Origin of the sequence: Actinoplanes nipponensis, from assembly GCF_016862275.1 — a bacterium.
Classification (GTDB): domain Bacteria; phylum Actinomycetota; class Actinomycetes; order Mycobacteriales; family Micromonosporaceae; genus Actinoplanes; species Actinoplanes nipponensis.
The window spans coordinates 1-19,876 of record NZ_BOMQ01000100.1; the positions used below are offsets into that span (position 1 = coordinate 1).

General features: G+C 73.5%; 18 protein-coding genes. 8 read left to right on the forward strand and 10 right to left on the reverse strand.

From position 1 onward, the window contains the following. Positions 1-2: 2 nt before the first annotated feature. From Ani05nite_RS39405 to Ani05nite_RS39425, 5 genes are all read right to left on the reverse strand, one after another. Positions 3-869 carry a DUF72 domain-containing protein gene (locus Ani05nite_RS39405; protein ID WP_203777074.1) on the reverse strand — a complete coding sequence of 289 codons (867 nt, stop codon included), beginning with the start codon at positions 867-869 and terminating at the stop codon, positions 3-5. A 70-nt stretch (positions 870-939) separates the two neighbouring features. After that, positions 940-1,362, reverse strand: coding sequence for a TraR/DksA family transcriptional regulator (locus tag Ani05nite_RS39410; RefSeq protein WP_203777077.1), 423 nt, complete (start codon positions 1,360-1,362; stop codon positions 940-942). A 206-nt stretch (positions 1,363-1,568) separates the two neighbouring features. Next, on the reverse strand, positions 1,569-2,201 hold the full coding sequence (locus tag Ani05nite_RS39415; RefSeq protein WP_203777079.1) for a nucleoside/nucleotide kinase family protein: 633 nt from the start codon (positions 2,199-2,201) through the stop codon (positions 1,569-1,571). A gap of 10 nt (positions 2,202-2,211) precedes the next feature. Next, entirely contained in the window at positions 2,212-2,790 is a 579-nt protein-coding gene (locus Ani05nite_RS39420; protein ID WP_203777081.1) for a winged helix-turn-helix domain-containing protein, read from the reverse strand. Between the two features lie 247 nt (positions 2,791-3,037). Further along, positions 3,038-3,412 (reverse strand): signal peptidase I, encoded by a 375-nt coding sequence (locus Ani05nite_RS39425; protein WP_203777083.1) that lies wholly within the window; start codon positions 3,410-3,412, stop codon positions 3,038-3,040. 52 nt (positions 3,413-3,464) lie between these two features. Between Ani05nite_RS39425 and Ani05nite_RS39430 the strand changes: the two genes are divergently transcribed. Both Ani05nite_RS39430 and Ani05nite_RS39435 read left to right on the forward strand, forming a co-directional pair. Next, positions 3,465-3,857: an ankyrin repeat domain-containing protein gene (locus tag Ani05nite_RS39430; RefSeq protein WP_203777085.1), complete on the forward strand. Its 393-nt coding sequence runs from the start codon at positions 3,465-3,467 to the stop codon at positions 3,855-3,857. Beyond that, positions 3,854-4,786 carry a DUF3500 domain-containing protein gene (locus Ani05nite_RS39435; protein WP_203777087.1) on the forward strand — a complete coding sequence of 311 codons (933 nt, stop codon included), beginning with the start codon at positions 3,854-3,856 and terminating at the stop codon, positions 4,784-4,786. Before Ani05nite_RS39430 ends, Ani05nite_RS39435 begins: the two co-directional genes overlap by 4 nt. 11 nt (positions 4,787-4,797) lie before the next feature. On the opposite strand, the gene secA2 is transcribed toward Ani05nite_RS39435, so the two are convergent. The 4 genes from secA2 to Ani05nite_RS42060 all read right to left on the reverse strand — a co-directional run bounded on the left by secA2 (position 4,798) and on the right by Ani05nite_RS42060 (position 11,014). Continuing rightward, positions 4,798-7,086, reverse strand: coding sequence for an accessory Sec system translocase SecA2 (gene secA2 / locus Ani05nite_RS39440; RefSeq protein WP_203777089.1), 2,289 nt, complete (start codon positions 7,084-7,086; stop codon positions 4,798-4,800). 63 nt (positions 7,087-7,149) lie between these two features. Then, positions 7,150-8,883: an ABC transporter ATP-binding protein gene (locus tag Ani05nite_RS39445; protein WP_203777091.1), complete on the reverse strand. Its 1,734-nt coding sequence runs from the start codon at positions 8,881-8,883 to the stop codon at positions 7,150-7,152. A 54-nt stretch (positions 8,884-8,937) separates the two neighbouring features. Next, positions 8,938-10,038 carry a zinc-dependent alcohol dehydrogenase gene (locus Ani05nite_RS39450; RefSeq protein ID WP_203777093.1) on the reverse strand — a complete coding sequence of 367 codons (1,101 nt, stop codon included), beginning with the start codon at positions 10,036-10,038 and terminating at the stop codon, positions 8,938-8,940. Beyond that, positions 10,031-11,014, reverse strand: a complete 984-nt coding sequence (locus Ani05nite_RS42060; RefSeq protein ID WP_203777095.1) for a Gfo/Idh/MocA family protein — start codon at positions 11,012-11,014, stop codon at positions 10,031-10,033. The genes Ani05nite_RS39450 and Ani05nite_RS42060 overlap by 8 nt, the downstream gene beginning before the upstream one ends. A 177-nt stretch (positions 11,015-11,191) precedes the next feature. Between Ani05nite_RS42060 and Ani05nite_RS39460 the strand changes: the two genes are divergently transcribed. From Ani05nite_RS39460 to Ani05nite_RS39485, 6 genes are all read left to right on the forward strand, one after another. Further along, on the forward strand, positions 11,192-12,208 hold the full coding sequence (locus Ani05nite_RS39460) for a glucosyl-3-phosphoglycerate synthase (RefSeq protein ID WP_203777097.1): 1,017 nt from the start codon (positions 11,192-11,194) through the stop codon (positions 12,206-12,208). A gap of 8 nt (positions 12,209-12,216) precedes the next feature. Next, positions 12,217-13,341, forward strand: a complete 1,125-nt coding sequence (locus tag Ani05nite_RS39465) for a glycosyltransferase (protein ID WP_203777099.1) — start codon at positions 12,217-12,219, stop codon at positions 13,339-13,341. An 86-nt stretch (positions 13,342-13,427) separates the two neighbouring features. Continuing rightward, positions 13,428-14,168, forward strand: a complete 741-nt coding sequence (locus Ani05nite_RS39470) for an ATP-binding protein (protein WP_203777101.1) — start codon at positions 13,428-13,430, stop codon at positions 14,166-14,168. After that, positions 14,165-15,217, forward strand: a complete 1,053-nt coding sequence (locus Ani05nite_RS39475) for a chemotaxis protein CheB (protein ID WP_203777103.1) — start codon at positions 14,165-14,167, stop codon at positions 15,215-15,217. Before Ani05nite_RS39470 ends, Ani05nite_RS39475 begins: the two co-directional genes overlap by 4 nt. Before the next feature lie 35 nt (positions 15,218-15,252). Next, a complete protein-coding gene (locus Ani05nite_RS39480; protein WP_203777105.1) occupies positions 15,253-17,118 on the forward strand; it encodes a CheR family methyltransferase in 1,866 nt (621 codons plus the stop codon). A 58-nt stretch (positions 17,119-17,176) separates the two neighbouring features. Beyond that, positions 17,177-17,905, forward strand: coding sequence for an ATP-binding protein (locus Ani05nite_RS39485; RefSeq protein WP_203777107.1), 729 nt, complete (start codon positions 17,177-17,179; stop codon positions 17,903-17,905). A gap of 11 nt (positions 17,906-17,916) precedes the next feature. Here Ani05nite_RS39485 and Ani05nite_RS39490 read toward each other — a convergent pair whose 3' ends face one another. After that, on the reverse strand, positions 17,917-19,071 hold the full coding sequence (locus Ani05nite_RS39490; protein ID WP_203777109.1) for a SigB/SigF/SigG family RNA polymerase sigma factor: 1,155 nt from the start codon (positions 19,069-19,071) through the stop codon (positions 17,917-17,919). Positions 19,072-19,876 lie beyond the last annotated feature (805 nt).

Consider the following 19,876-nt stretch of genomic DNA (forward strand, 5'->3'; position numbering starts at 1 on the left):
ATCTAGTCGAGCAGCTCGATCAGCGTGGACGCGTTGCGCTGGGCGTAGTCGGAGTAGCAGTTGTTCATGAAGACGTGCGTGGTCGCGGCCTCGGCGGCCAGCGCCCGCAGCCTGGGCGCCCACTCGCGCAGCTCGGCCGTGGAGTACTCGTAGCCGAACTTCTCGTGGATGTCCTTGCTGGTCCACTTGTCGCTGTGGCCGTGGAAGCGCACCACCGCCAGGTCGGCGGTGGCGGCCACCACCGGCGGCACCGACGACTTGTGGCCCTGCGGCATGTCGACGCAGACCAGCGGCAGCTCGTGCCGGCGCAGGAACTCCAGCGTCTCCTCGGCGTTGTCGCCGTCGAACCAGGAGGCGTTGCGGAACTCGAAGACCGGCCGCAGCGGCTTGCAGCGCGCCGCCACCTCGCGCAGGTAGTCCTTGTGGTCGCGGCGGATGCCCCACCAGGGCGGGAACTGGAACAGCAGCGCGCCCAGCTTGCCGGCCGCCACGAGCGGGTCCAGCGCGCTCAGGAAGCGGCTCCAGATCTCCTCGTACGCCTGCGGCGGCAGGTCGGCGGGGTAGACGTTCTTCTTGTCCGTCTCCGGCCGCAGGTCCTTGTAGATCGCCGACACCTTGCTGGGGTGCCCGGTCAGCAGGCTGAACGCCTTGATGTTGAAGGTGAAGCCGTCCGGGGTGCGCTGCGCCCACAACGCCGTGGTCTGCTCGGCCGGCGGCCCGTAGTAGGTGGAGTCGACCTCGACGATGGGGAACTGCTTCGCGTAGTACCCCAGCCGCTTCTCCGGGGTGTCCGCGGCCGGCGGATACCACCCGGACGCCAGCAGCGTCTTGTCGGTCCACGAGGCGGTGCCGACGAGGATCTCGCCCATCACGTCAAGGTAGCCCCGATACGGCCGGTCCGCCGCCCGCGTGCGGGCGACGGACCGGATCGAGCCTGGTTCAGCCCGCGCGCCGTTCGCGGTTGGACTTGCAGGCCACGCACGAGGTCGCCGACGGGAAGACGGCGAGCCGCTCCACCGGGATCGGCTTCGAGCAGCCCTCGCAGTTGCCGTACGTGCCGTCCTCCAGGCGCTGCATGGCGTGTTCCGCCTGCGTCCGCCGGTCGAGCAGAGTGCGGATGAGCGACGACGCCGCGTCGCGTTCCGCGGTCTTGGATCCACTGTCCGCCTGGTCGTCGCCGGCGGCGTCGCCGATCTCGACCAGTCGCAGCTTCTGGTTCTCGGCGACGGCTTCCTCGTACTCGGCCGTCAGATCGTCGAACCGGGTGCGCAGCAGCTCCCGGATCTGCTCGATCTCGCCGATCGAGCGCCCCTTGGCGGTGTCGGCACCTTTACCCGTGATGACCGCGCTGTTGACGAGCATGTGCTCCCCCTGCCCTTCCCTCTGCCCCTGCCGGTGGACGTCCCCCGCGCCGGCCCTGGCGTCACACCGTGGAGCCCGCAGATACCCACCGCCGAAGATCCCAAACGGGTCCCTCGCAAAAAAGTAACCGCAGCATAACTGTCAGTGCTCGCTACCGCCACGGACTGCGGGATCCGGCTTTCGCGTCGCAGCTCAGGCGGGGGCATTCACTCCTGTAGGAGGACCAGCGCGGGCCGCCGCGGGTCGTCCAGCCGCACCACGACGTCGGCGAAGGAGGCCGGATCGACCTCCTCGCCGTACCGGTCGAAGGCCTGCAGGGTCCACTGCTGCCCCGGCTCGGTGCGGCGGCGCAGGGCGGCGGGCGTCAGGTGCAGGTGGACGGTGACGTCGAACGGCAACCCGCCGCCGAGCAGCAGCGGCCCGCTCACGATCACCACCGCGTCGCCGGGCAGCTCGGTGTACGGCTCCCGGGTGGCCCGGTCGGCGCCGGCGTCCCAGAGCCGGGTCACGATGCGCCCGCTGCCGCCGGGGCCGGCCGGGTCGAGCACCTCCCGGCGCAGGCCGGCCTCGTCCAGCCAGCCGAGGTAGAACGAGTCGGGGTTGGTCCGGCCGAACTCCAGGCGCACGGACGCGGGCCGGAGGAAGTCGTCGGTGCGGACCCGGACGGCCGGGCGGCCCCGCACCCGCAGCGGATCGACGAGCGCGTCCGCCAGGGCACCGGGATCCGCGGCGGCGGCGCCGTCGACGGCGACCCGCAGCCGCCCGGGCGTCCCGGTGCGGGCCAGCCGGTCGGCGAGCTCCTCGAGCAGGACCTCGGTCGACACCGGACGCACGCGCACCGGAGCCAGTCTAGTCGTGCGGCAGCACCACGATCCGGGCCTCGTCGGCCAGCCGGTAGCCCACGCCGTAGACCGTGGTGATCAGCGGCAGCTGGTTGCCCATCTTGACCCGCAGGCGGCGCACGTGCACGTCGACCGTGCGCTCCCCGGTGTGCTCGTAGCCCCAGACCGCGGTGAGCAGCTGGGTGCGGCTGAACACCCGGCGCGGGTGGTCGGCCAGGAACAGCAGCAGGTCGAACTCGAGCCGGGTCAGCGGCAGCAGCTCGCCGTCGACCAGCACCTGGCGGGACGCGGTCAGCAGCCGCACCTCGACGGTGCCGTCGGCGGGCGGCGGGGCCGCTTCGGCCGGGGGCTGGGCGGCCGGCCCCTCGACGGCCACCGAGCCCTGACCGGCCTCGACCAGCTCGCGCACCGCCTCGATGAGCCGGTGCGCCTGCGGCGGCAGGGTGTCCCCGGTCAGCGGGATGTTGAGCGTGATGGTGAGCGCGGCAGGGGGCGCGGCGGTGGGAGTGACGCGGCGGATCGCGGCCAGCCGGCCCGATCCTTTCGCATGTCGTCCCGTGCGTGCCGCCAGGGCGGTGACCGCCATGAATCCTCCTGCGTCGAAGAATGAAAAGGCCGGGCCCGACAACGGGCACGAAATTAATGCGCGCTTAAACCGCGGTCGATGTTTCCGGCCGCGCGGTTGCCGGGTCAAGGCGGCATCCACACTGTGGGAAACTCGTTCCATAACCGTTGGATGCATCGTGTTTTCCCGCACCGGGAATGCGATTACCCTAACGGCTGGCAACGGTTTGTCGACGAGCGGCAAATGGCGAAAGTTCACGGGTGCGGGATCACGGCCCCACCGGCAGGCGCCAGCCCGGCAGCGAGGGCCAGCGCACCGTCAGGACCACCGTCTCGACGGCGCCGGCCTGCCAGGAGTGGTCCTCGCCGGGTCCCCACACGACATAGTCGCCGGGCTCGCGCAGCAGCACCGTACGGTCGCGCAGCTCGATGTCGAACGCGCCGCGGATCAGCACCAGCAGCGCCGTGCGGACCTCGCCGGTGGCCCAGGCCGCGCGCCGGTCGCCGGGCGGATGCACGCCCCACTTCACCTCGACGTCGGTGCTGTGCAACAGCTCACCCTTGGGCATGAAATGGCCGAGCAGCCAGCCCTGGTTGGCCGCGCCGTCCGGACCGGCCCGGCCCACGTAGACCCCGTCGGTCACCGCTCACCCCCGGATAATGTGCGCCAGACATTAGCACCGTAGGCTGGTCGGCATGCCCGAGGAATGGGATGCCGAAACGATCGCGTTCGCGCACCGGATGTTCGACCTGGCGCGGTCGGGGTCCACCGAGGAGCTGGCCGGGCAACTCTCCGGAGGGCTGCCGGCCAACCTGACCAACGACAAGGGCGACACGCTGCTGATCCTGGCGGCGTACCACAACCACCCGCACACCGTCGCCGCGCTGCTCGAGCACGGCGCCGACCCGGGGCGGGTCAACGACCGGGGCCAGACCGCGCTCGCCGCGGCCGTCTTCCGCAAGAACGCCGACAGCGTCCGCACGCTGCTGGCCGCGGGCGCCGACCCGGCGGGCGGCAGCCCCTCGGCGACCGAGACGGCCGCGTTCTTCGACCTGCCGGAGATGGCCGCACTGCTGCGAGGGGAATGACCGTGACGCTCGCCGGTGAGATGCGCAACGCCGCTGCCGCCCTGCTCGCCACCGCGGAGGGGGCGCGCGCCGCGGCCCCGTTCGGCGACGACACCGCACGCCGCTGGATCGAGTACCGGCCCCGGCCCCGGCCCGGCCTCAGCCTGGCCGACCTCGGCGTCACCGCCCGCAAGGCGGCGCACCGGCTGCTCGCCACCGCGCTCAGCCCGCCCGCGTACGCCCAGGCCATGACGGTGCTGGCGCTCGAGGAGATCCTGGACCGGCGGGAGGGGTGGGCCCGCGGCCGGCACAGCGAGGACTACCGGGTGATCGTCTTCGGGTCGCCGGGCGAGGACGCGTGGGGCTGGCGGTTCGAGGGCCACCACCTGTCGGTCAGCATGACCGTGGCCGGCGACCGGGTCTCCCCCGCGCCGGTGTTCCTCGGGGCGAACCCGGCCCGGGTGGACACCGCCGGCCGCACGGTGCTGCGCCCGCTGGCCGTCGAGGAGGACCTCGGCCACGAGCTGCTGCGGTCGCTGCCGGCCGCGGCACGGCGCCGTGTGGTGGTCGCCGACGAGGCCCCGTACGACATCCGCTCGGCCACCGGGCCGGTCAGCACCCGGCTGTCCCCGGCCGGGATCGCCCGCGCCGACCTGCGCCCGGGCGAACGGGCCCTGCTCGACCAGCTCGTCGCGGTCCACCTGGGCCGGCTGCCGGACGAGCTGGCCGCCGCGCTCGACCCGGCCGGCGGCGACGTGCACTTCGCCTGGGAGGGCCCGCCCGGCCCCGGCACCCGGCACTACTACCGGATCCAGGCCGACGACCTGCTCATCGAGTTCGACAACACCACCGACGACGGCAACCACGCGCACAGCGTGCTGCGCCGCCCGCACGGCGACTTCGGCGGCGACATCCTCGCCGCCCACCGCGCGGGCGTCCCGCACGCCTGAGCGCGACCCGGCTAGCTGCCCGAGGTGAGGCGGCGGCCGACGGCCGCGATGAGGCGGTCCAGCTCGGAGCCGAACGGGTTGTCGTGCACCAGGTACGTCCAGGTGGCGCTGGGGCGCACGATCTCCGCGTTCTCCGGCTGGTAGCCGTCGCTGAGGTCGAGCTCCTCGAAGGTGGCGATCGTGCGCGCCTCGATCTCGGTGAAGACCTTCTGGAACGCCGGCACCGCGGCCCGGTGGAACTCGTCGAGCGGGTCCAGCTTGCCCAGCGCCCGCAGGTGCACGCCCTCGCGGACCTCGGAGAGCTCGGCCAGGTGCTCGGCCCAGAGCCGGTCCAGGTGGTACAGCGCGATCGAGCGGGCCGCCTCGGACAGCACGTCCTCGTCGGTCTCCTTGGCCTTCTCCGGCGACCGCTCGAGCAGCATGATCGCGGCGACCTCGGAGGTGAGCAGCCGCTCCCGGCGCTGGGCCAGGGCCAGCCGCTGCTCCTCGATCACCACGCTGTAGCGCCAGGTGTTGCGGTGGATCTCGTGGTTGACGCCCTCGGCGACCCGCTGGGCGTGCTCGACCGCGTACTCCACCTGCTCGTCGTGCACGACGCCGTCCATGTCCATCCGCGGCGAGGACGGCAGGATGTCGCCGGCGTGCCGGGTGATCAGGTCGTCCTCGAGGCTGACGAAGAAGACCGAGCCGCCCGGGTCGCCCTGCCGGCCGGCGCGGCCGCGCAGCTGGTCGTCGACGCGGCGGCTGTCGTGCCGGCCGCTGCCGATGACGTACAGGCCGCCCAGCTCGGCCACCTTCTCGGCGTCCTTGCCGTCGCTGCCGCCCAGCCGGATGTCGACGCCCCGGCCGGCCATCTGGGTGGAGACGGTGACCGCGCCCAGCGCGCCGGCCTCGGCGATGATCGCCGCCTCCTCGTCGTCGTTCTTGGCGTTGAGCACGTTGCTCGGCACACCGGCGGCGGCGAGCTGCTTGGCCAGCAGCTCGGAGGCCTTCACGTCGAGGGTGCCGATGAGCACCGGCCGCCCCTTGTCGTGGGCGATCTTGATCTCCTCGACCAGGGCCTCGTCGCGCATGTCGTGCGCGGAGTAGATCCGGTCGGGCTCGTCCTCGCGGATGTTCGGCGTGTTCGACGGGATGACCGCGACCTCGAGCTTGAAGTACTCGCGCAGCTGCTCGCCGACGTGCACCGCGGTGGCGGTCATGCCGCAGACCGTCTCGTACAGCGCGATGTAGGCCTGCACGGTGATGGTGTCGAGGACCTCGCCCTCGGCCGTGGCGCTCAGGCCCTCCTTGGCCTCCACGGCCGCCTGCAGGCCGTCGGGCCAGCGGCGGCGCTGGGCGACCCGGCCGCGCATCTCGTCGATCAGCTCGACCGTGCCGTCGCGGACGATGTAGTCGACGTCGCGGCGCAGCAGGGCCCGGGCGTGCAGCGCCACGTTCACCGCGGACAGGTGCTCGACCTGGTCGTCGGCGTACAGGTCGATGCCCATCTTCTTCTCCAGCGCCTCCAGGCCGGCGTTGGTGAACGCCACGCTGCGGCCGTCCTCGGCCACCTCGTAGTCCTTGCCCGCGCGCAGGTCGCGGACCAGCGCGGCGGCCTCGTGCACCGGGTCGCTCTCGGTGGCGATGCTGCCGGCCAGCACCATCGGCACCCGGGCCTCGTCGATGAGGATGGAGTCGGCCTCGTCGACGATGCAGGTGGCCAGCTTGCGCTGCACCCTGTCCTCGATGTCGGTGACCAGCTGGTCGCGCAGGTAGTCGAAGCCGGCCTCGCTGACCGAGACGTAGGTGACGTCGGCGGCGTAGGCGGCGCGGCGCTCCTCGCGGGTGGAGGTCTCGGTGACCCAGCCGACCGTGAGGCCGAGCAGCCGGTAGACCGGCTCCATCCAGGTGGCGTCGCGGCGGGCCAGGTAGTCGTTGACGGTGAGCACGTGCACCGGGCCGTTGCCCCGGCGCACGTGGCCGTACGCGGCGATGGTCGCGGTCAGCGTCTTGCCCTCACCGGTGGCCATCTCGGCGACCTTGCCGGAGAGCAGCGCCATCGCACCGACCAGCTGCACGTCGTAGGGCCGCTGCTCGAGCGCGCGCCAGGCGGCCTCGCGGCCGACCGCGCAGATCTCGGTGTAGTCCTCGGCCGCGGCGGCGGCCTCGGTCAGCGCCGCGTCGTCGAGCTCGCGCAGCGCCTCCTCACGGGCTTCGATCTCCGGCAGCCGCTTCTCCAGCGGCGCCAGATCGACCGTGGTGCCCGGACGCTGCAGGAACTTACGGAACCGGTTCTTGAACCGCTGCGACACACCCATGGGCGGTTACGGTACTTCACTTTGCTGGGGACTTGGTGCCGACTCCCACCGGTTTCGCCGCGCTCAGGCGACCAGCAACTGGTGGGTCGCGAGCTCGCGGTAGAGCGGGCTGGTCTCCAGCAGCTGCTCGTGCGGGCCGACGGCGACGACCCGGCCGGCCTCCAGCACCACGATCTGGTCGCTGTCGACCACCGTGCTGAGCCGGTGGGCCACCACGATCAGGGTCCGCCGGAGACTGGCGGCCGCGATCGCCTCGCGCAGGGCCGCCTCGTTGCGGGCGTCGAGATTGCTGGTCGGCTCGTCCAGCAGCAGGATCGGGGTGTCGGCCAGCAGGGTCCGGGCGATCGCCAGCCGCTGCCGCTCGCCGCCGGAGAGCAGCACCCCGCCCTCGCCGACCTGCACGTCCAGTCCGTCGGGCGTACGGGTGGCCAGCGCGCCGAGGTTGACCTGCTCCAGGGCGTCCAGCAACCGCCGGTCGTCGGCGCCCGGCGCGGTCAGCAGCAGGTTGTCGCGCAGCGTGCCGGCCAGCACCGGGGCCTCCTGCTCGACGTACCCGAGCCGGGCGCGCAGCGCGTCGCGCGGCAGCTGCCGGATGTCGGCGCCGCCGACCCGGACGGCGCCCGAGGTGGTCTCGTAGAAGCGCTCGATCAGGGCGAGCACGGTCGACTTGCCCGCGCCGGACGGGCCGACCAGCGCGACGCGGCTGCCGGCCGGCACGGTGAAGGAGACGTCGTGCAGCACCGGCGTGCCGTTCGGATAGCCGAAGCTGACGTGCTCCAGGACCACCGCCGGTTCCCCGTCCCGGTCGGGCGCGGCCGGCGCCGGGCGGTCGCCGGCCGTCTCCGACGGCAGGTCCAGGACCTCCTCGATGCGCTGCAGCGCGCCGAGCCCGGTCTGCAGCTGGGTGTACGCGTTGAGCGCCTGCCCCAGCGGCAGCACCAGGAAGAAGAGGAACAGCACGAAGGCCACCAGGTCGCCGACGCTGATCGCCCCCGCCGCGACCCGGGCCCCGCCCACCCCGAGCACCAGCAGGAACGCGCCCTGGGTGGCCGCGGCCGAGGCCGGCCCGATCAGCGCGCGCAGCCGGGCCACCCGCATGCCCGCCTGGTACGCCTCCGTGGCGCTGCGGGTGACGGTCGCGGCCTCGCGCTCCTCGGCGCCGCTGGCCCGGATGGTGCGCGCCGCCGAGATGGCCCGCTCGACCGCCGAGGTCATCTCGCCCAGGCGGGCCTGGGCCTGCTCGGACAGGCCGCGCACCCGGCGGGAGACCGTGATCGCGACGCCCATGCCCACGGCCAGCCCGCACAGGGCGACGGCCAGCAGCAGCGGGTCGAGCACGGCCATGGCGACGGTCGCGCCGATCACCATGACCGTGCCCGTGACGATCTCGAACAGCCCGGAGGTGACCACCGCGCGCAGCAGCGTGGTGTCGGCGCCCACCCGGGAGAGCAGGTCGCCGGTGCGGCGGCGGTCGTACTCCGCGATGGGCAACCGCAGCAGGTGCCGGGCGAGCCGGCGGCGGGTGGTCAGCACCAGCCCCTCGGCGGTGCGCTGGAGCAGGTAGTCCCGCGCGCCGTTGAGCGCCGCGCCGGTCAGCAGCAGGGCGATGAGCAGGGCCACCGCCGCGCCGATCGGCCGGCCCGCGCCGATGCCGTCGAGCACCGAGCGGACCAGGACCGGCTGCACCAGCGCGGCGCCCGCGGTGACCAGGGAGAGGCCACCCACCACGGCCAGCGTGCCGCGATGCTCGCGGAGGTACGGCAGCAGTGCCGGCAGTCCCACCCTCCGCGCGGCCATGGGCCGAGCGTATCCGCGGCCCGCCCGCGCCGGGCTGTGTCGCTCAGCACGCTCTCAGCAGGCCAGCACCGCCTGCAGCTCCTGCCGGCGGCGGGCCGCCAGGTCGTGGAGGAACCCCGGCGCGTCGGCGAACGGCACCACGGCCGAGACCAGGTGCTTGCGGATCAGGTCGCCGTCGGCGCGCAGCAGGTCGATCGTGGCGGCGGAGAGGCGTTCGCGGTCCCAGGTCGCCGCGAGGCCGCGGGGGACCCGGCCGATCTGGGCGCAGCGCAGCCCGAGCCCGTTGTGGTGGAACTCCTCGCCGAGCCGTACCTCTTCCGCTCCGCCCTGGTAGAAGGCCAGGTCGACGACCGTGCCCTGGGGGCGCAGCAGCCGCAGCGCCAGCTGCAGCGCCGAGGCCTGGCCGCGGCACTGGAACACGACGTCGGCGCCGCGGTCGTCGGCGGCGTGCCGCCAGGCGGTCTTGAGCGTCACCGCCGGGTCGCCGTCGTCCGGGTCCAGGGTCTGCAGGCCGAGCGCCTCGGCGACGGCGCGGCGCTGGGCGGTCGGGTCGACCACGACCACGGAGGCGGCGCCGTGGGCCCGGGCGAACAGGGCGGTGAGCAGGCCGACCACTCCGGCGCCGGTGACCACGACCCGGCGTCCGGTCACGCCGTCGCCCAGCCCGCGTACCCCGGTGCCGTGCAGGTCCGCCGCGGCGTGCAGCAGGCCGTTGGCGCAGATCGGTCCCATGTGGGCGACGTAGATGCCCAGCAGCGGGTCGAGGCCGGCGGGCAGCGGCACCACCCGGTCGCGCAGCGGGTCGCCGGTGTAGCCGGTGCGGTGGCCGTAGGTCATCGCGACGACCGTGCCCTCCGCGACGGCCGGGGTGCGGCTCTGCTCGACCCGGGCGACCTCCATGTAGCCGAGCCGGGTGACCGGGAAGGGCTGCTCGACGGGGCCGCCGAACAGGCCGAGCACCGGGTCGAACCCGTGGTGCAGGGCGGGGTTGGTGCCCTTGACGTAGCTCAGCTCGGTGCCGGCCGACACGCCGCTGAACAGCGTCGCCACCCGGAACTGCCCGGCGGCGAGCGGCGCCACCGGCTCCTCGGCGATCTCCAGCCGGCCGGGCGCGGCCACGATGATGTTGCGGTCGGTGACAGTGCTGTCAGGCATTCGGGGCCTCCGCGGTGCGCGGGGTGACGGCGCGGCCGGTGGCCGCGGCCTCGGCGACGGCCAGAGCGACGGCATGGGTACGCAGCGCCTCGGCGTACGGCACCCGGATGTCGTCGCCGTCGCCCCGGACCGCGTCGATGAACGCCCGGTCCACGGCGATGCGCGCGCTCTCCGGGTCGCTGTCGACGGTGCGCGGGCCGTCGGCGTCGCGCACCACCAGCCCGGTCTCGGTCAGCGCGAGGGCCAGCCCGTCGGCGTAGATCTCCAGGCCGGCGCGCTCCTTCCAGCCCAGCACGCAGGTCGCGGCGAGGGTGCCCACCGCGCCGCCGGCGAAGCGCAGGGTCGCGGCGGTGGCGCCGTCCACATCGGCCCCCTCGACCGGTGGCGGCATGCCGTTGCCGACCGCCGTCACCTCGGTGATCTCGCCGGCCAGGTGCCGGGCCAGGTCGAGCACGTGGGCGGCCTGCTCGACGACCGGGCCGCCGGAGCGGTCGCGGTGCGGCCACCAGGCGACCGGGGGCACCTTGTCCAGCCAGGCGCCGCTGACCAGCCGGACCGGACGGTCGGCGAGCAGGGCGCGTGCCTGCTCCACGATGCCGAGATACCGCCAATGGTGACCGACCGCGGTCAATACATTACTCTTCGCAGCGAGGCCGGCGATTTCCAGCGCGGTATCCCAATCAAGGGAAATGGGCTTTTCCACGAAAAGCGGAAGATCCGCCGCTATCACCGCACGCTCGGCGGCGCCGTGGGCAAACGGGGGAACGCACACGTAGGCCGCGTCCAGACCGGCGCCCAGGAGCGCCTCGACATCGGGGTACGCCTGTGCGCCGTGCGCGTCGGCGAGGCTCTGCGCCGCCGCCGCAACGACGTCCGTCACGCCCACCACCTGTACTCCCGGTAGTTCGGACAGCACTCTGGCGTGGCGCTGCGCCACCCCACCCGCGCCGATCATTCCCACTCTCGTACCGGCCATCAGGCCCTCCCCGATCGTCGACAGGCTATTGCGCCCCCGACTTCTCCGACACGACAGAACCGAAACGTCAGGTCTTTCCGCAGCTCCGCGACATCCAGCTGTTACCTCACGTCAAGATTGACAGCCGCCATTGCTGGGAAAGTTGCGCGCTTCGCTGAAGAACTGGGGGGTGTGCCCATGCGGCATGCGGACAGCACCATGGCACCGACCGCGTCGCCCATCGTCGAGGCCTGGGCGGCCTACCGCACCGGAAACGCCACACAATGGACATCCCGGGAGCTGGCTCGCGCGAAGCGGGGCACCCGCGTCAGCGTGGTGATTCCGGCGCGCAACGAGGAGGCCACGGTCGGCGCGATCGTGTCGACCATCCACCAGCACCTCTGCGTACAGGTGCCGCTGGTCGACGAGATCCTGGTCGTCGACTCCCGGTCGAGCGACGCCACCGCGATCGTCGCGCGCAACGCCGGCGCCCGCGTGGTGCACCAGGACGACGTGACCCGCGGTCTGCCCCGGATGGAGGGCAAGGGCGACGCGCTCTGGGCCGGCCTCGCCGCCAGCACCGGTGACGTGGTCGCCTTCGTCGACGGCGACCTGCGCGACTTCTCCCCGCACTTCGTCACCGGGCTGCTCGGCCCGCTGCTCACCGATCCCTCGGTCGAGTTCGTCAAGGGCTTCTACCACCGGCCGCTGGTCGGCAAGACCGGCGTCGAGACCGACGGCGGCGGCCGGGTCACCGAGCTCGCCGCCCGCCCGCTGATCAACCTGTTCTGGCCCGACCTGGCCGGGGTGGTCCAGCCCCTAGCCGGCGAGTACGCGGGCCGGCGCCGCACCCTCGAGCGGATCCCGTTCGTCTCCGGCTACGGCGTGGAGATCGCGATGCTGATCGACCTGCTCGATCTGGTCGGCCTGGACGCGCTGGCCCAGGTCGACCTCGGCGAGCGCTTCCACCGCCACCAGGGCACCGAGGCGCTGGGCCGGATGTCGGCCCAGATCATGGTGACCGCCTGGTCCCGGCTGCACCGGCGGGGCCTGGTCACCGACCCACTGCCGCCCTCGACGCTGCTCACCCAGTTCCGCCGCGGCGGCGCGGACAACCTGCCCCACCTGGACCGGGAGATCGTGCTCAACGACGTGGGCGTGACCGAACGGCCCCCGCTGCGCACGCTGGCCCGCCGATCGGTACGAGTCGCATGAAGGTCCTGATGAACGCGGGCCCGTGGCTGCCCGTGCCCCCGCTGGGCTACGGCGGGATCGAGAACGTCGTCGCCACCCTGGTGCCCGAGCTGCGCCGGCTCGGCGTCCAGGTGGTGCTGGCCACCGTCGCGGAGAGCACGCTGGCCGTGGACGAGCAGGTGTCGGTGTTCGCCACCGGCCAGTTCGCGCAGATCCAGCGGCCGTACAACCAGGCGTGCGGGGTCGTGCCGGCCCACCTGCACGCCGTGCGGCGCCGGCTGGCCGAGGGCGACATCGACCTGGTGCACGACCACGTCGAGGCGGCCGGGCTGGCCACCCTGGCGGCGCTCGGCCCGGACTCGCCGCCGGGCCTGCACACCCTGCACTGGGACCTGGCCAAGCACCCCGAGCTGTACGGCACCTTCGACGGCGGCGACCGGGTCCGGGTCAACGGCGTCTCGGCGAACCAGCTCAGCCACGCCCCCGCGGCCCTGCGCGCGCACGCGGTGGGCCACGTGCACCTGGCCACGCCCCTGGCGGACGGCGCCGACCGGCGCGCACCCGTCGCCAAGGGCGACTACGCGGTGGTGCTCGGCCGGATCAACCCCGGCAAGGGCCAGGACCTCGCGGCCCGGCTGGCCCAGCAGACCGGCTTCGACCTGGTGCTGGCCGGGCCCGTCGGGCCGTACCACCGTCCCGAGGATCTGGCCGCGGCCGGGCCGGCGGCGGCGCAGAACCCCGACGTGCGGTTCTGGCGCGAGCAGGTGGCCCCGCACGTCGACGGCCGGCGGGTCCGCTGGGTCGGCACGGTGACCGGGTCGGACCGCGACGACCTGGTCGCGGGCGCGCGGGCGGCGCTGTTCCCGCTGCGCTGGGAGGAGCCCGGCGGCACGGCGGTCGTCGAGTCGCTCGCGCTGGGCACCCCGGTGATCGGCATCGCCCGCGGCTGCCTGCCGGAGCTGATCGAGCACGGCCGCACCGGCCTGCTCACCACCGACGAGGAGGAGCTGGGCGAGCTGGTGGCCGCCGCCGGCACCGTCGCCGAGGGCGCCTGCCGGGAGGAGGCGGCCCGCCGGTTCACCCCCGCGGTGATGGCCGCGGCCTACGCCGGCCTCTACGAGAAGGTACGCAACGGGGCCGCCGTCGCGGTGTGACGCCTCTCGCGCGTTTGCGCCGCAGGCTCGGCGGGCACCTAGCGCAGACGACGTGACGGATACGGCGCGTCGGAAGAGGGGGGCGGATGACGAGCCAGCTGGTCTGCCGGCCGGAGCAGCACCTCCCGGTGGCGATCCTGCGGGTCAGCGGCGTGCTGGACGCGATGACGAGGGAGGCGCTGGAGCACGCGGTCGGCCATGCGCTGTCCGCGCAGCCCGAGGCGCTGCTCATCGACGTGTCCGCCCTCGAGATCCCCGACCCCGCGGCGCTGGACGTGCTGAGTGCGGTGGTGTGCCGGACGGTCGACTGGCCGGCCGTGCCCATCGTGCTCTGCGGCGCCGGACCCGAGACGGCGAAGGCCATCGCCGCCTGGCCGGACTGCGCCGCGGTCAGCACCGCGACGAGCTGCGCCGAGGCGCTGGCCGGCACCAAGGCCGAGCCCGAACCGCGGCGGATCCGGGTCCGGCTCCGGCCGGTCCCCGACGCCTGCCGGCAGGTACGCCAGCTGGTGACCCAGACCTGCGCCGCGTGGCACCTCAACGAGCTGGCCGGCACTGCCGCGCTGGTCGCCACGGAGCTGGTGGCCAACGTGGTCCGGCACGCGCACACCACCATGGAGTTCACCGTCGGGCTGCGCGACGGGCGGGTGTGCCTGACGGTCCGCGACGGCAGCCGGCGGCTGCCCCGGCCGAAGGACCCGGGGGTGAACGACGCCGGGGGCCGCGGCCTGCACCTGGTCCGCGAGCTGACCGACGCGTGGGGGGTGCTGCCGGTCTCCGACGGTAAGGTGGTGTGGACCCATCTGACAGCGGGAGCGGCGGGGTGACAGTCAGATTTCGTGACGTGGTCGCGGTCGGCGCCTCCGCCGGCGGTGTCGAGTCGTTGCGTGCGCTGGTCGCCGGGCTGCCCCCGGACTTCCCCGCCGCGGTGCTGGTCGTGCTGCACCTGCCCCGGGACTCCCCCAGCGCCCTGCCGACCATCCTCAACCGCAGCGGCCCACTGCCGGCCGCGGCCGCGGTCGACGGCGAGCCGCTGCGGCCGGGACGCGTGTACGTCGCTCCCAACGACCACCACCTGCTGCTGCTCGACGGCCACCTGCGGCTGTCGCACGGCCCGGCCGAGAACGGGCACCGGCCGGCGATCGATCCGCTCTTCCGCTCGGTCGCCCGCGCCGCCGGGAACCGCGGGATCGGGGTGGTCCTGTCCGGTTCCCGCGACGACGGAGCCGCCGGCCTGGCCAGCGTGGTCGCCCGCGGCGGGGCGGCGGTGGTGCAGGATCCGGCCGACGCGCTGTACTCGTCGATGCCCCTCGCGGCCCTCGCCCTGGCCCCGACGGGGCATGTCGCCCCCGCCGCCAAGCTCGGTGGCCTGCTCGCGGAGATGACCGCCATGCCCTTGCCCACCGGCCCGGAGCTGCCCGCCGACGTCCTGCTCGACCAGGAGGTCGCGATGGCCGACCTCGCCGGCACCACCACCGACGAGATCGCGCCGCCGGCCGGTTTCGGCTGCCCGGCCTGCGGCGGCGGGCTGTTCCAGATCGATGACGGGCCGATGCCGCGCTACCGGTGCCGGGTCGGGCACGCCTGGTCGCCCGAGAGCCTGCTGGACGAGCAGGCCCTCGCGCTCGAGGGCGCGCTCTGGATGGCCCTGCGCGCCCTGGAGGAGAAGTCCGAGCTCAGCCGCCGGATGGCGGCCAGCGGCACGCACCGCCGGGCCGGCACCTCCGCCCGCTTCAACCACATCGCCGCGGACGCCGACGCGGCCGGCGCGACGATCCGCCGGCTGATCGCGCGGCTCGGATCGATGCCGGAGCACGAGGCCGACACGGCGCGGCCCGGCCACGATCCGGACGAGCTGCCGTCCGACGTGCGGTAGCGTCGCTGCGCAGTCATGTGACGGAAGGCGACCCTGTGATCCCCACCGATCCGGACTTCGAGGCGCTGCTGGTCTACCTCAAGGAGTCCCGGGGCTTCGACTTCACCGGCTACAAGCGGTCCAGCCTGATGCGCCGGGTGGACCGCCGCATGTCCCAGGTGGGCATCGTCGGCTACCCGGACTACCTGGACCACCTGCAGGTCCATCCGGACGAGTTCACCGCGCTGTTCAACACCATCCTGATCAACGTCACCGCCTTCTTCCGCGACGCGGACGCCTGGGACTTCCTGCGCGCCGAGATCGTCGAGCCGCTGATCGCGGCGCGGGCGCCGGACGCGCCGATCCGGATCTGGTCGGCCGGCTGCGCCTCCGGCCAGGAGGCCTACACGCTGGCCATCGTGTTCGCCGAGGTGCTGGAGATCGAGGCGTTCCGCGAGCGGGTGAAGATCTACGCCACCGACGTCGACGAGGAACAGCTCACCGAGGCCCGCCAGGCCACCTACGGCGAGGAGGATCTGCAGGCCGTTCCGGCGGAGCTGGCGGAGAAGTACTTCGAGCGGGCCGGCGGCCGGTTCACCTTCCGCAAGGACCTGCGGCGCTCGGTCATCTTCGGGCGCAACGACCTGGTCCAGGACGCGCCGATCTCCCGCATCGACCTGCTCTCCTGCCGCAACACGCTGATGTACTTCAACGCGGAGACGCAGACCAAGATCCTGTCCCGGTTCCACTTCGCCCTGGCCGACGGCGGCATCCTGCTGCTGGGCAAGGCCGAGATGTTGCTCAGCCACGGCACGATCTTCGCGCCGGTGGACCTCAAGCGCCGGGTCTTCCGCCGGGTGCCCCGCGCCCTCTACCAGAACGGCGGCGCGCTCACCGACTTCCCGGCCTCCACGGCCAGCCCGGTGGCCGGCCTCGACCAGCTGCGCACCGAGGCGTACGCCACCAGCCCGCTCGCCCAGCTCGGGATCAGCGCCGACGGCCTGGTCGCCCTGACCAACGCCCGGCTCGAGACGCTGTTCGGGGTGTCGTCGCGCGACGTCGGCCGCCCGTTCCGCGACCTGGATCTGTCGTACCGGCCGGTGGAGCTGCGCCGCCACATCGAGCAGGCGCAGGCCGAGCGCCGCCCCCTGCGGGTCACCGACGTGGAATATCTGCGCGCCGGCGAGCTGATCCACCTGGAGATCCAGCTCAGCCCGCTGATCGCCGCCGACGGCAGCGTGCTGGGGGTCAACCTGGCCTTCGCCGACGTCACCGCCGCCCGCCGGCTGCAGGACGACCTCGAGCACGCCCACCAGCAGCTCGAGGCCGCGTACGAGGAGCTGCAGTCCACCAACGAGGAACTGGAGACGACCAACGAGGAGCTCCAGTCGACGGTCGAGGAGCTGGAGACGACCAACGAGGAGCTGCAGTCCACCAACGAGGAACTGGAGACGATGAACGAGGAGCTCCAGTCCACCAACGAGGAGCTGCAGAACATCAACGACCAGCTGCGGATCAGCACGGAGCAGCTGGACGACGCCAACTCGTTCCTGGAGACCGTGCTGGCGAGCCTGCGGGCCGGCGTCGTCGTCATCGATCACGACCTGCGGATCCGGATGTGGAACCGGCGGGCCGAGGACCTCTGGGGGCTGCGCTCGGCCGAGGTGGTCGGTCAGCACTTCCTCAACCTCGACATCGGGCTGCCGTTCGAGCGGCTCCGGCCGCTGCTGCGCGGGGTGCTGGGCGAGCCGGGCGGCACGGCCGAGACCGCGGTCGAGGCGGTCAACCGGCGGGGCCGGACGATCACCGTACGGGTGGCCGCAACGCCACTGGTCACCGCGGACGGCGGCCACCGCAACGGCGGCGCGATCATCGTCATGGAGACGGAGGCCCTGGCCGACGCGACGGTGGACACGGTTTGAGCGCCGATGCATCGGGTATAGCGTCGATTCAGGACGTCAGGGTCAGGAGGCCGCAGCCGTGCCGATCGACTGTGCGGTGAGCGGTGACGGTGACCGTCTGCTCGCCGCCGTCTCCGGCGATCTCGACCTGGGCGCGGTCGCCGACCTGCGGATCCGCCTGCTCAAATGCCTCGCGGAGCAACCCCGGGCGCTGCTGGTCGACCTGTCCCGGATGACCGTCTCCGAGCCGCTGGCGCTGTCCGTCTTCACCGCCGTCCGGCGGCAGGCCGCCCGGTGGCCCGGCATCCCGCTGCTGCTGTGCGCGCCCGAGCCGATGACGGGGTCCCACCTGCGTAACGCCCGGCACCGCTCCCTGCCGGTCTTCCCCACCGTCGAGGCGGCCGACCGGCACGTCGGCGTCGACCGGGACACCCTGGCGATGCTCAACGACGAGCTGCTGCCGGTCCTCGGCGCGGCCCGGCAGGCCCGCAACCTGGCGACCGAGGCATGCCTGCGCTGGGACCTGCCCGACCTGCTGGCCCCGGCCAGCCTGGTGGCCAGCGAGCTGGTCAGCAACGTGGTCGACCACGCGCACACGATGATGACCATGCGCCTGACGCTGCGGCCGCGCTACCTGCAGATCGCCGTCCGCGACGGATCGACCGCCGAGCCGGTGCGGCGCCCCTCGCCGGAGACCGTCGCCCGGCGCGGTCGCGGGCTGATGCTCATCGAGGCCACCGCGCACGCCTGGGGCTGGCTGCCCACCCACAACGGCAAGGTCGTCTGGGCGTCGCTCCCGGTGGCGTGACGCCCGGGCGGTCACCGCGACCCTCCGGGAGGGTCGTCCGCCAGCAGGCACTGCAGGCCGGAGAGCCCGAGGATCTGCGCCACATACGGCTGCGCGCCGCGCAGCGACAGGCCGGCCTCCGCCACCGCGCACGCGGACGCGGCGTCGACCAGGGCGGCGACGCCGGCGGCATCCACCAGGGGCACGGCCGACAGGTCCACGACCAGCCGCTCGGCGCCGGCGACCGCCTGACGCAGACTCGTCCGGACCCGGCCGGCCGTGTCGCGGTCGATCTCACCGCTGATCCGTACGGTGCGCACCCCGCCGTCCTCCGCGACCGTGATCCGCAGGCTGTGGCCGTCCGACGGGCTGTCCGTGCCCTCCCAGCGGGGCAGCCGGTCGCTCAGCATGGCCTCGCGCAGCCACCCCAGCGCCCGGCTGAGCAGCCGCGACACGTGCATCTGGGAGATGTTCAGCTCCGCGGCGATCTCGGCCTGGGTGAGGTTGCCGTAGAAACGCATGGCCAGCATCCGGCGTTCGCGGGCCGGCAGCCGCAGCAGCAGCCCGGCCACGGTGACCTTGTCGTCCACCGCCTCCAACTCCGCGTCGACGTCGCCCATCAGGTCGCCGAGCTCCGCCGTGCCCTCCGCGCCGGCCGGGGCGTTCAGCGAGGCCGGGTTGTAACCGGCGGAGGACTCCAGCGCCTCCAGCACCGCGGTCTCCGGCACCCGCAGGTGGGCGGCCAGCTCCGCCGCGGTGGGCCGGCGCGACGACTCGCCGGTCAGCAGCGCGGTGGCGTGCCCGACCTCGAGGCTCAGGTCCTGGACCCGCCGGGGCACGTGCACCCCCCAGGTCCGGTCGCGGAAGTGCCGCTTGATCTCCCCCGAGATCGTGATGACCGCGTACGCCGTGAAGGAGCCCCGCTGCGGGTCGTACCGGTCGATGGCCTTGACCAGGCCGAGCCGGGCCACCTGCTCGAGATCCTCGACGGCCTCGCCGCGGCCGCGGTAGCGGCGGGCCATCCGGCCGGCGAACGGCAGGCAGAAGGCGACGAACCGCTCGCGCAGCTCGGCCCGCTCTGCCCGGCCGGCCGAGGAGAACCGGGCCGCGTAGTCGATGGCGGCCACGTCCAGGTCCTCGAGCATTCCCCCACCGGCGGACGGCGGCACGTCACGGTGTGCGGGCATCCGCTCCCCTTGACCACGCATCGAATTGACCACGCATCGAATCAGCACCTCGGCGACCGTGTCATGGCACCACGACCAGGGTCGGCCCGGGGTCGTGCCAGGAATCGGCCACGACCGGCTCCCGGTCACACGCTACTCCCGGGACTATTCCGGCTGAAGCCCGTCAACTCGTATCGGTGACCCTCATTCTTTCACGATCCGGATACTCAACTCGCCCTGGCGCGGGCCCCTGGGCTTCGGCGGTCATCGATCAATCGTCGTGCTGATCCGCGGCCTGCCCGGGGTCCGTACCGGTCCACGAGGAACGGCGCGGCAACCCGCTGGGGGCGTCCTCCGCGGGCGCCCCGGCGGGAGCGGCCGGGGGCGGCTGCGGCGCACTTGGCCGGCCCGGCAGGCCCGACGGCGCGGTGGCGGTGTCCATGGGGGGCAGGGGGCGGTTGAGCTGGCCCATCTGCGGGGGCTTGAGGGGCGGGCGGGTGCTGCGCGGGGCGGGGTGGTGGCCGCCGAGGCCGGATCCGGGCGAGGCCGGGGCCGGGTGGGGGGCGGCGGGGGCCTGCGGGTGGCTTCCCGGGGCCTGCGGGTGGCTTCCCGGGGCCGCGGCCGAGGTGGCCGGGTGGGGTGGGGTCTCGATCGCGTGGCCGGGTGCCGGGGCCTGCGGTGCCATCGGGTGCGGCGTTGCGGGGCCGGGCGGCGGGGTCTGGGGTGCGGGGGCTTGCGGGGCGCCGGCCGCCGGGTCCAGCGGGCGGTTGAGCTGGCCCATCTGGGGTGGTTCGAGCGGGGGGCGGTTGGTCTGCCGGGGCTGGGC

What these genes read in the sequence shown, in the direction of transcription:
- Ani05nite_RS39405 (WP_203777074.1), bottom strand. Translation starts at nt 869, where the DNA reads ATGGGCGAGATCCTCGTCGGCACCGCCTCGTGGACCGACAAGACGCTG.
- Ani05nite_RS39410 (WP_203777077.1), bottom strand. Translation starts at nt 1,362, where the DNA reads ATGCTCGTCAACAGCGCGGTCATCACGGGTAAAGGTGCCGACACCGCC.
- Ani05nite_RS39420 (WP_203777081.1), bottom strand. Translation starts at nt 2,790, where the DNA reads ATGGCGGTCACCGCCCTGGCGGCACGCACGGGACGACATGCGAAAGGA.
- Ani05nite_RS39430 (WP_203777085.1), top strand. Translation starts at nt 3,465, where the DNA reads ATGCCCGAGGAATGGGATGCCGAAACGATCGCGTTCGCGCACCGGATG.
- Ani05nite_RS39435 (WP_203777087.1), top strand. Translation starts at nt 3,854, where the DNA reads ATGACCGTGACGCTCGCCGGTGAGATGCGCAACGCCGCTGCCGCCCTG.
- secA2 (WP_203777089.1), bottom strand. Translation starts at nt 7,086, where the DNA reads ATGGGTGTGTCGCAGCGGTTCAAGAACCGGTTCCGTAAGTTCCTGCAG.
- Ani05nite_RS39445 (WP_203777091.1), bottom strand. Translation starts at nt 8,883, where the DNA reads ATGGCCGCGCGGAGGGTGGGACTGCCGGCACTGCTGCCGTACCTCCGC.
- Ani05nite_RS39450 (WP_203777093.1), bottom strand. Translation starts at nt 10,038, where the DNA reads ATGCCTGACAGCACTGTCACCGACCGCAACATCATCGTGGCCGCGCCC.
- Ani05nite_RS42060 (WP_203777095.1), bottom strand. Translation starts at nt 11,014, where the DNA reads ATGGCCGGTACGAGAGTGGGAATGATCGGCGCGGGTGGGGTGGCGCAG.
- Ani05nite_RS39460 (WP_203777097.1), top strand. Translation starts at nt 11,192, where the DNA reads ATGCGGCATGCGGACAGCACCATGGCACCGACCGCGTCGCCCATCGTC.
- Ani05nite_RS39465 (WP_203777099.1), top strand. Translation starts at nt 12,217, where the DNA reads ATGAACGCGGGCCCGTGGCTGCCCGTGCCCCCGCTGGGCTACGGCGGG.
- Ani05nite_RS39470 (WP_203777101.1), top strand. Translation starts at nt 13,428, where the DNA reads ATGACGAGCCAGCTGGTCTGCCGGCCGGAGCAGCACCTCCCGGTGGCG.
- Ani05nite_RS39490 (WP_203777109.1), bottom strand. Translation starts at nt 19,071, where the DNA reads ATGCCCGCACACCGTGACGTGCCGCCGTCCGCCGGTGGGGGAATGCTC.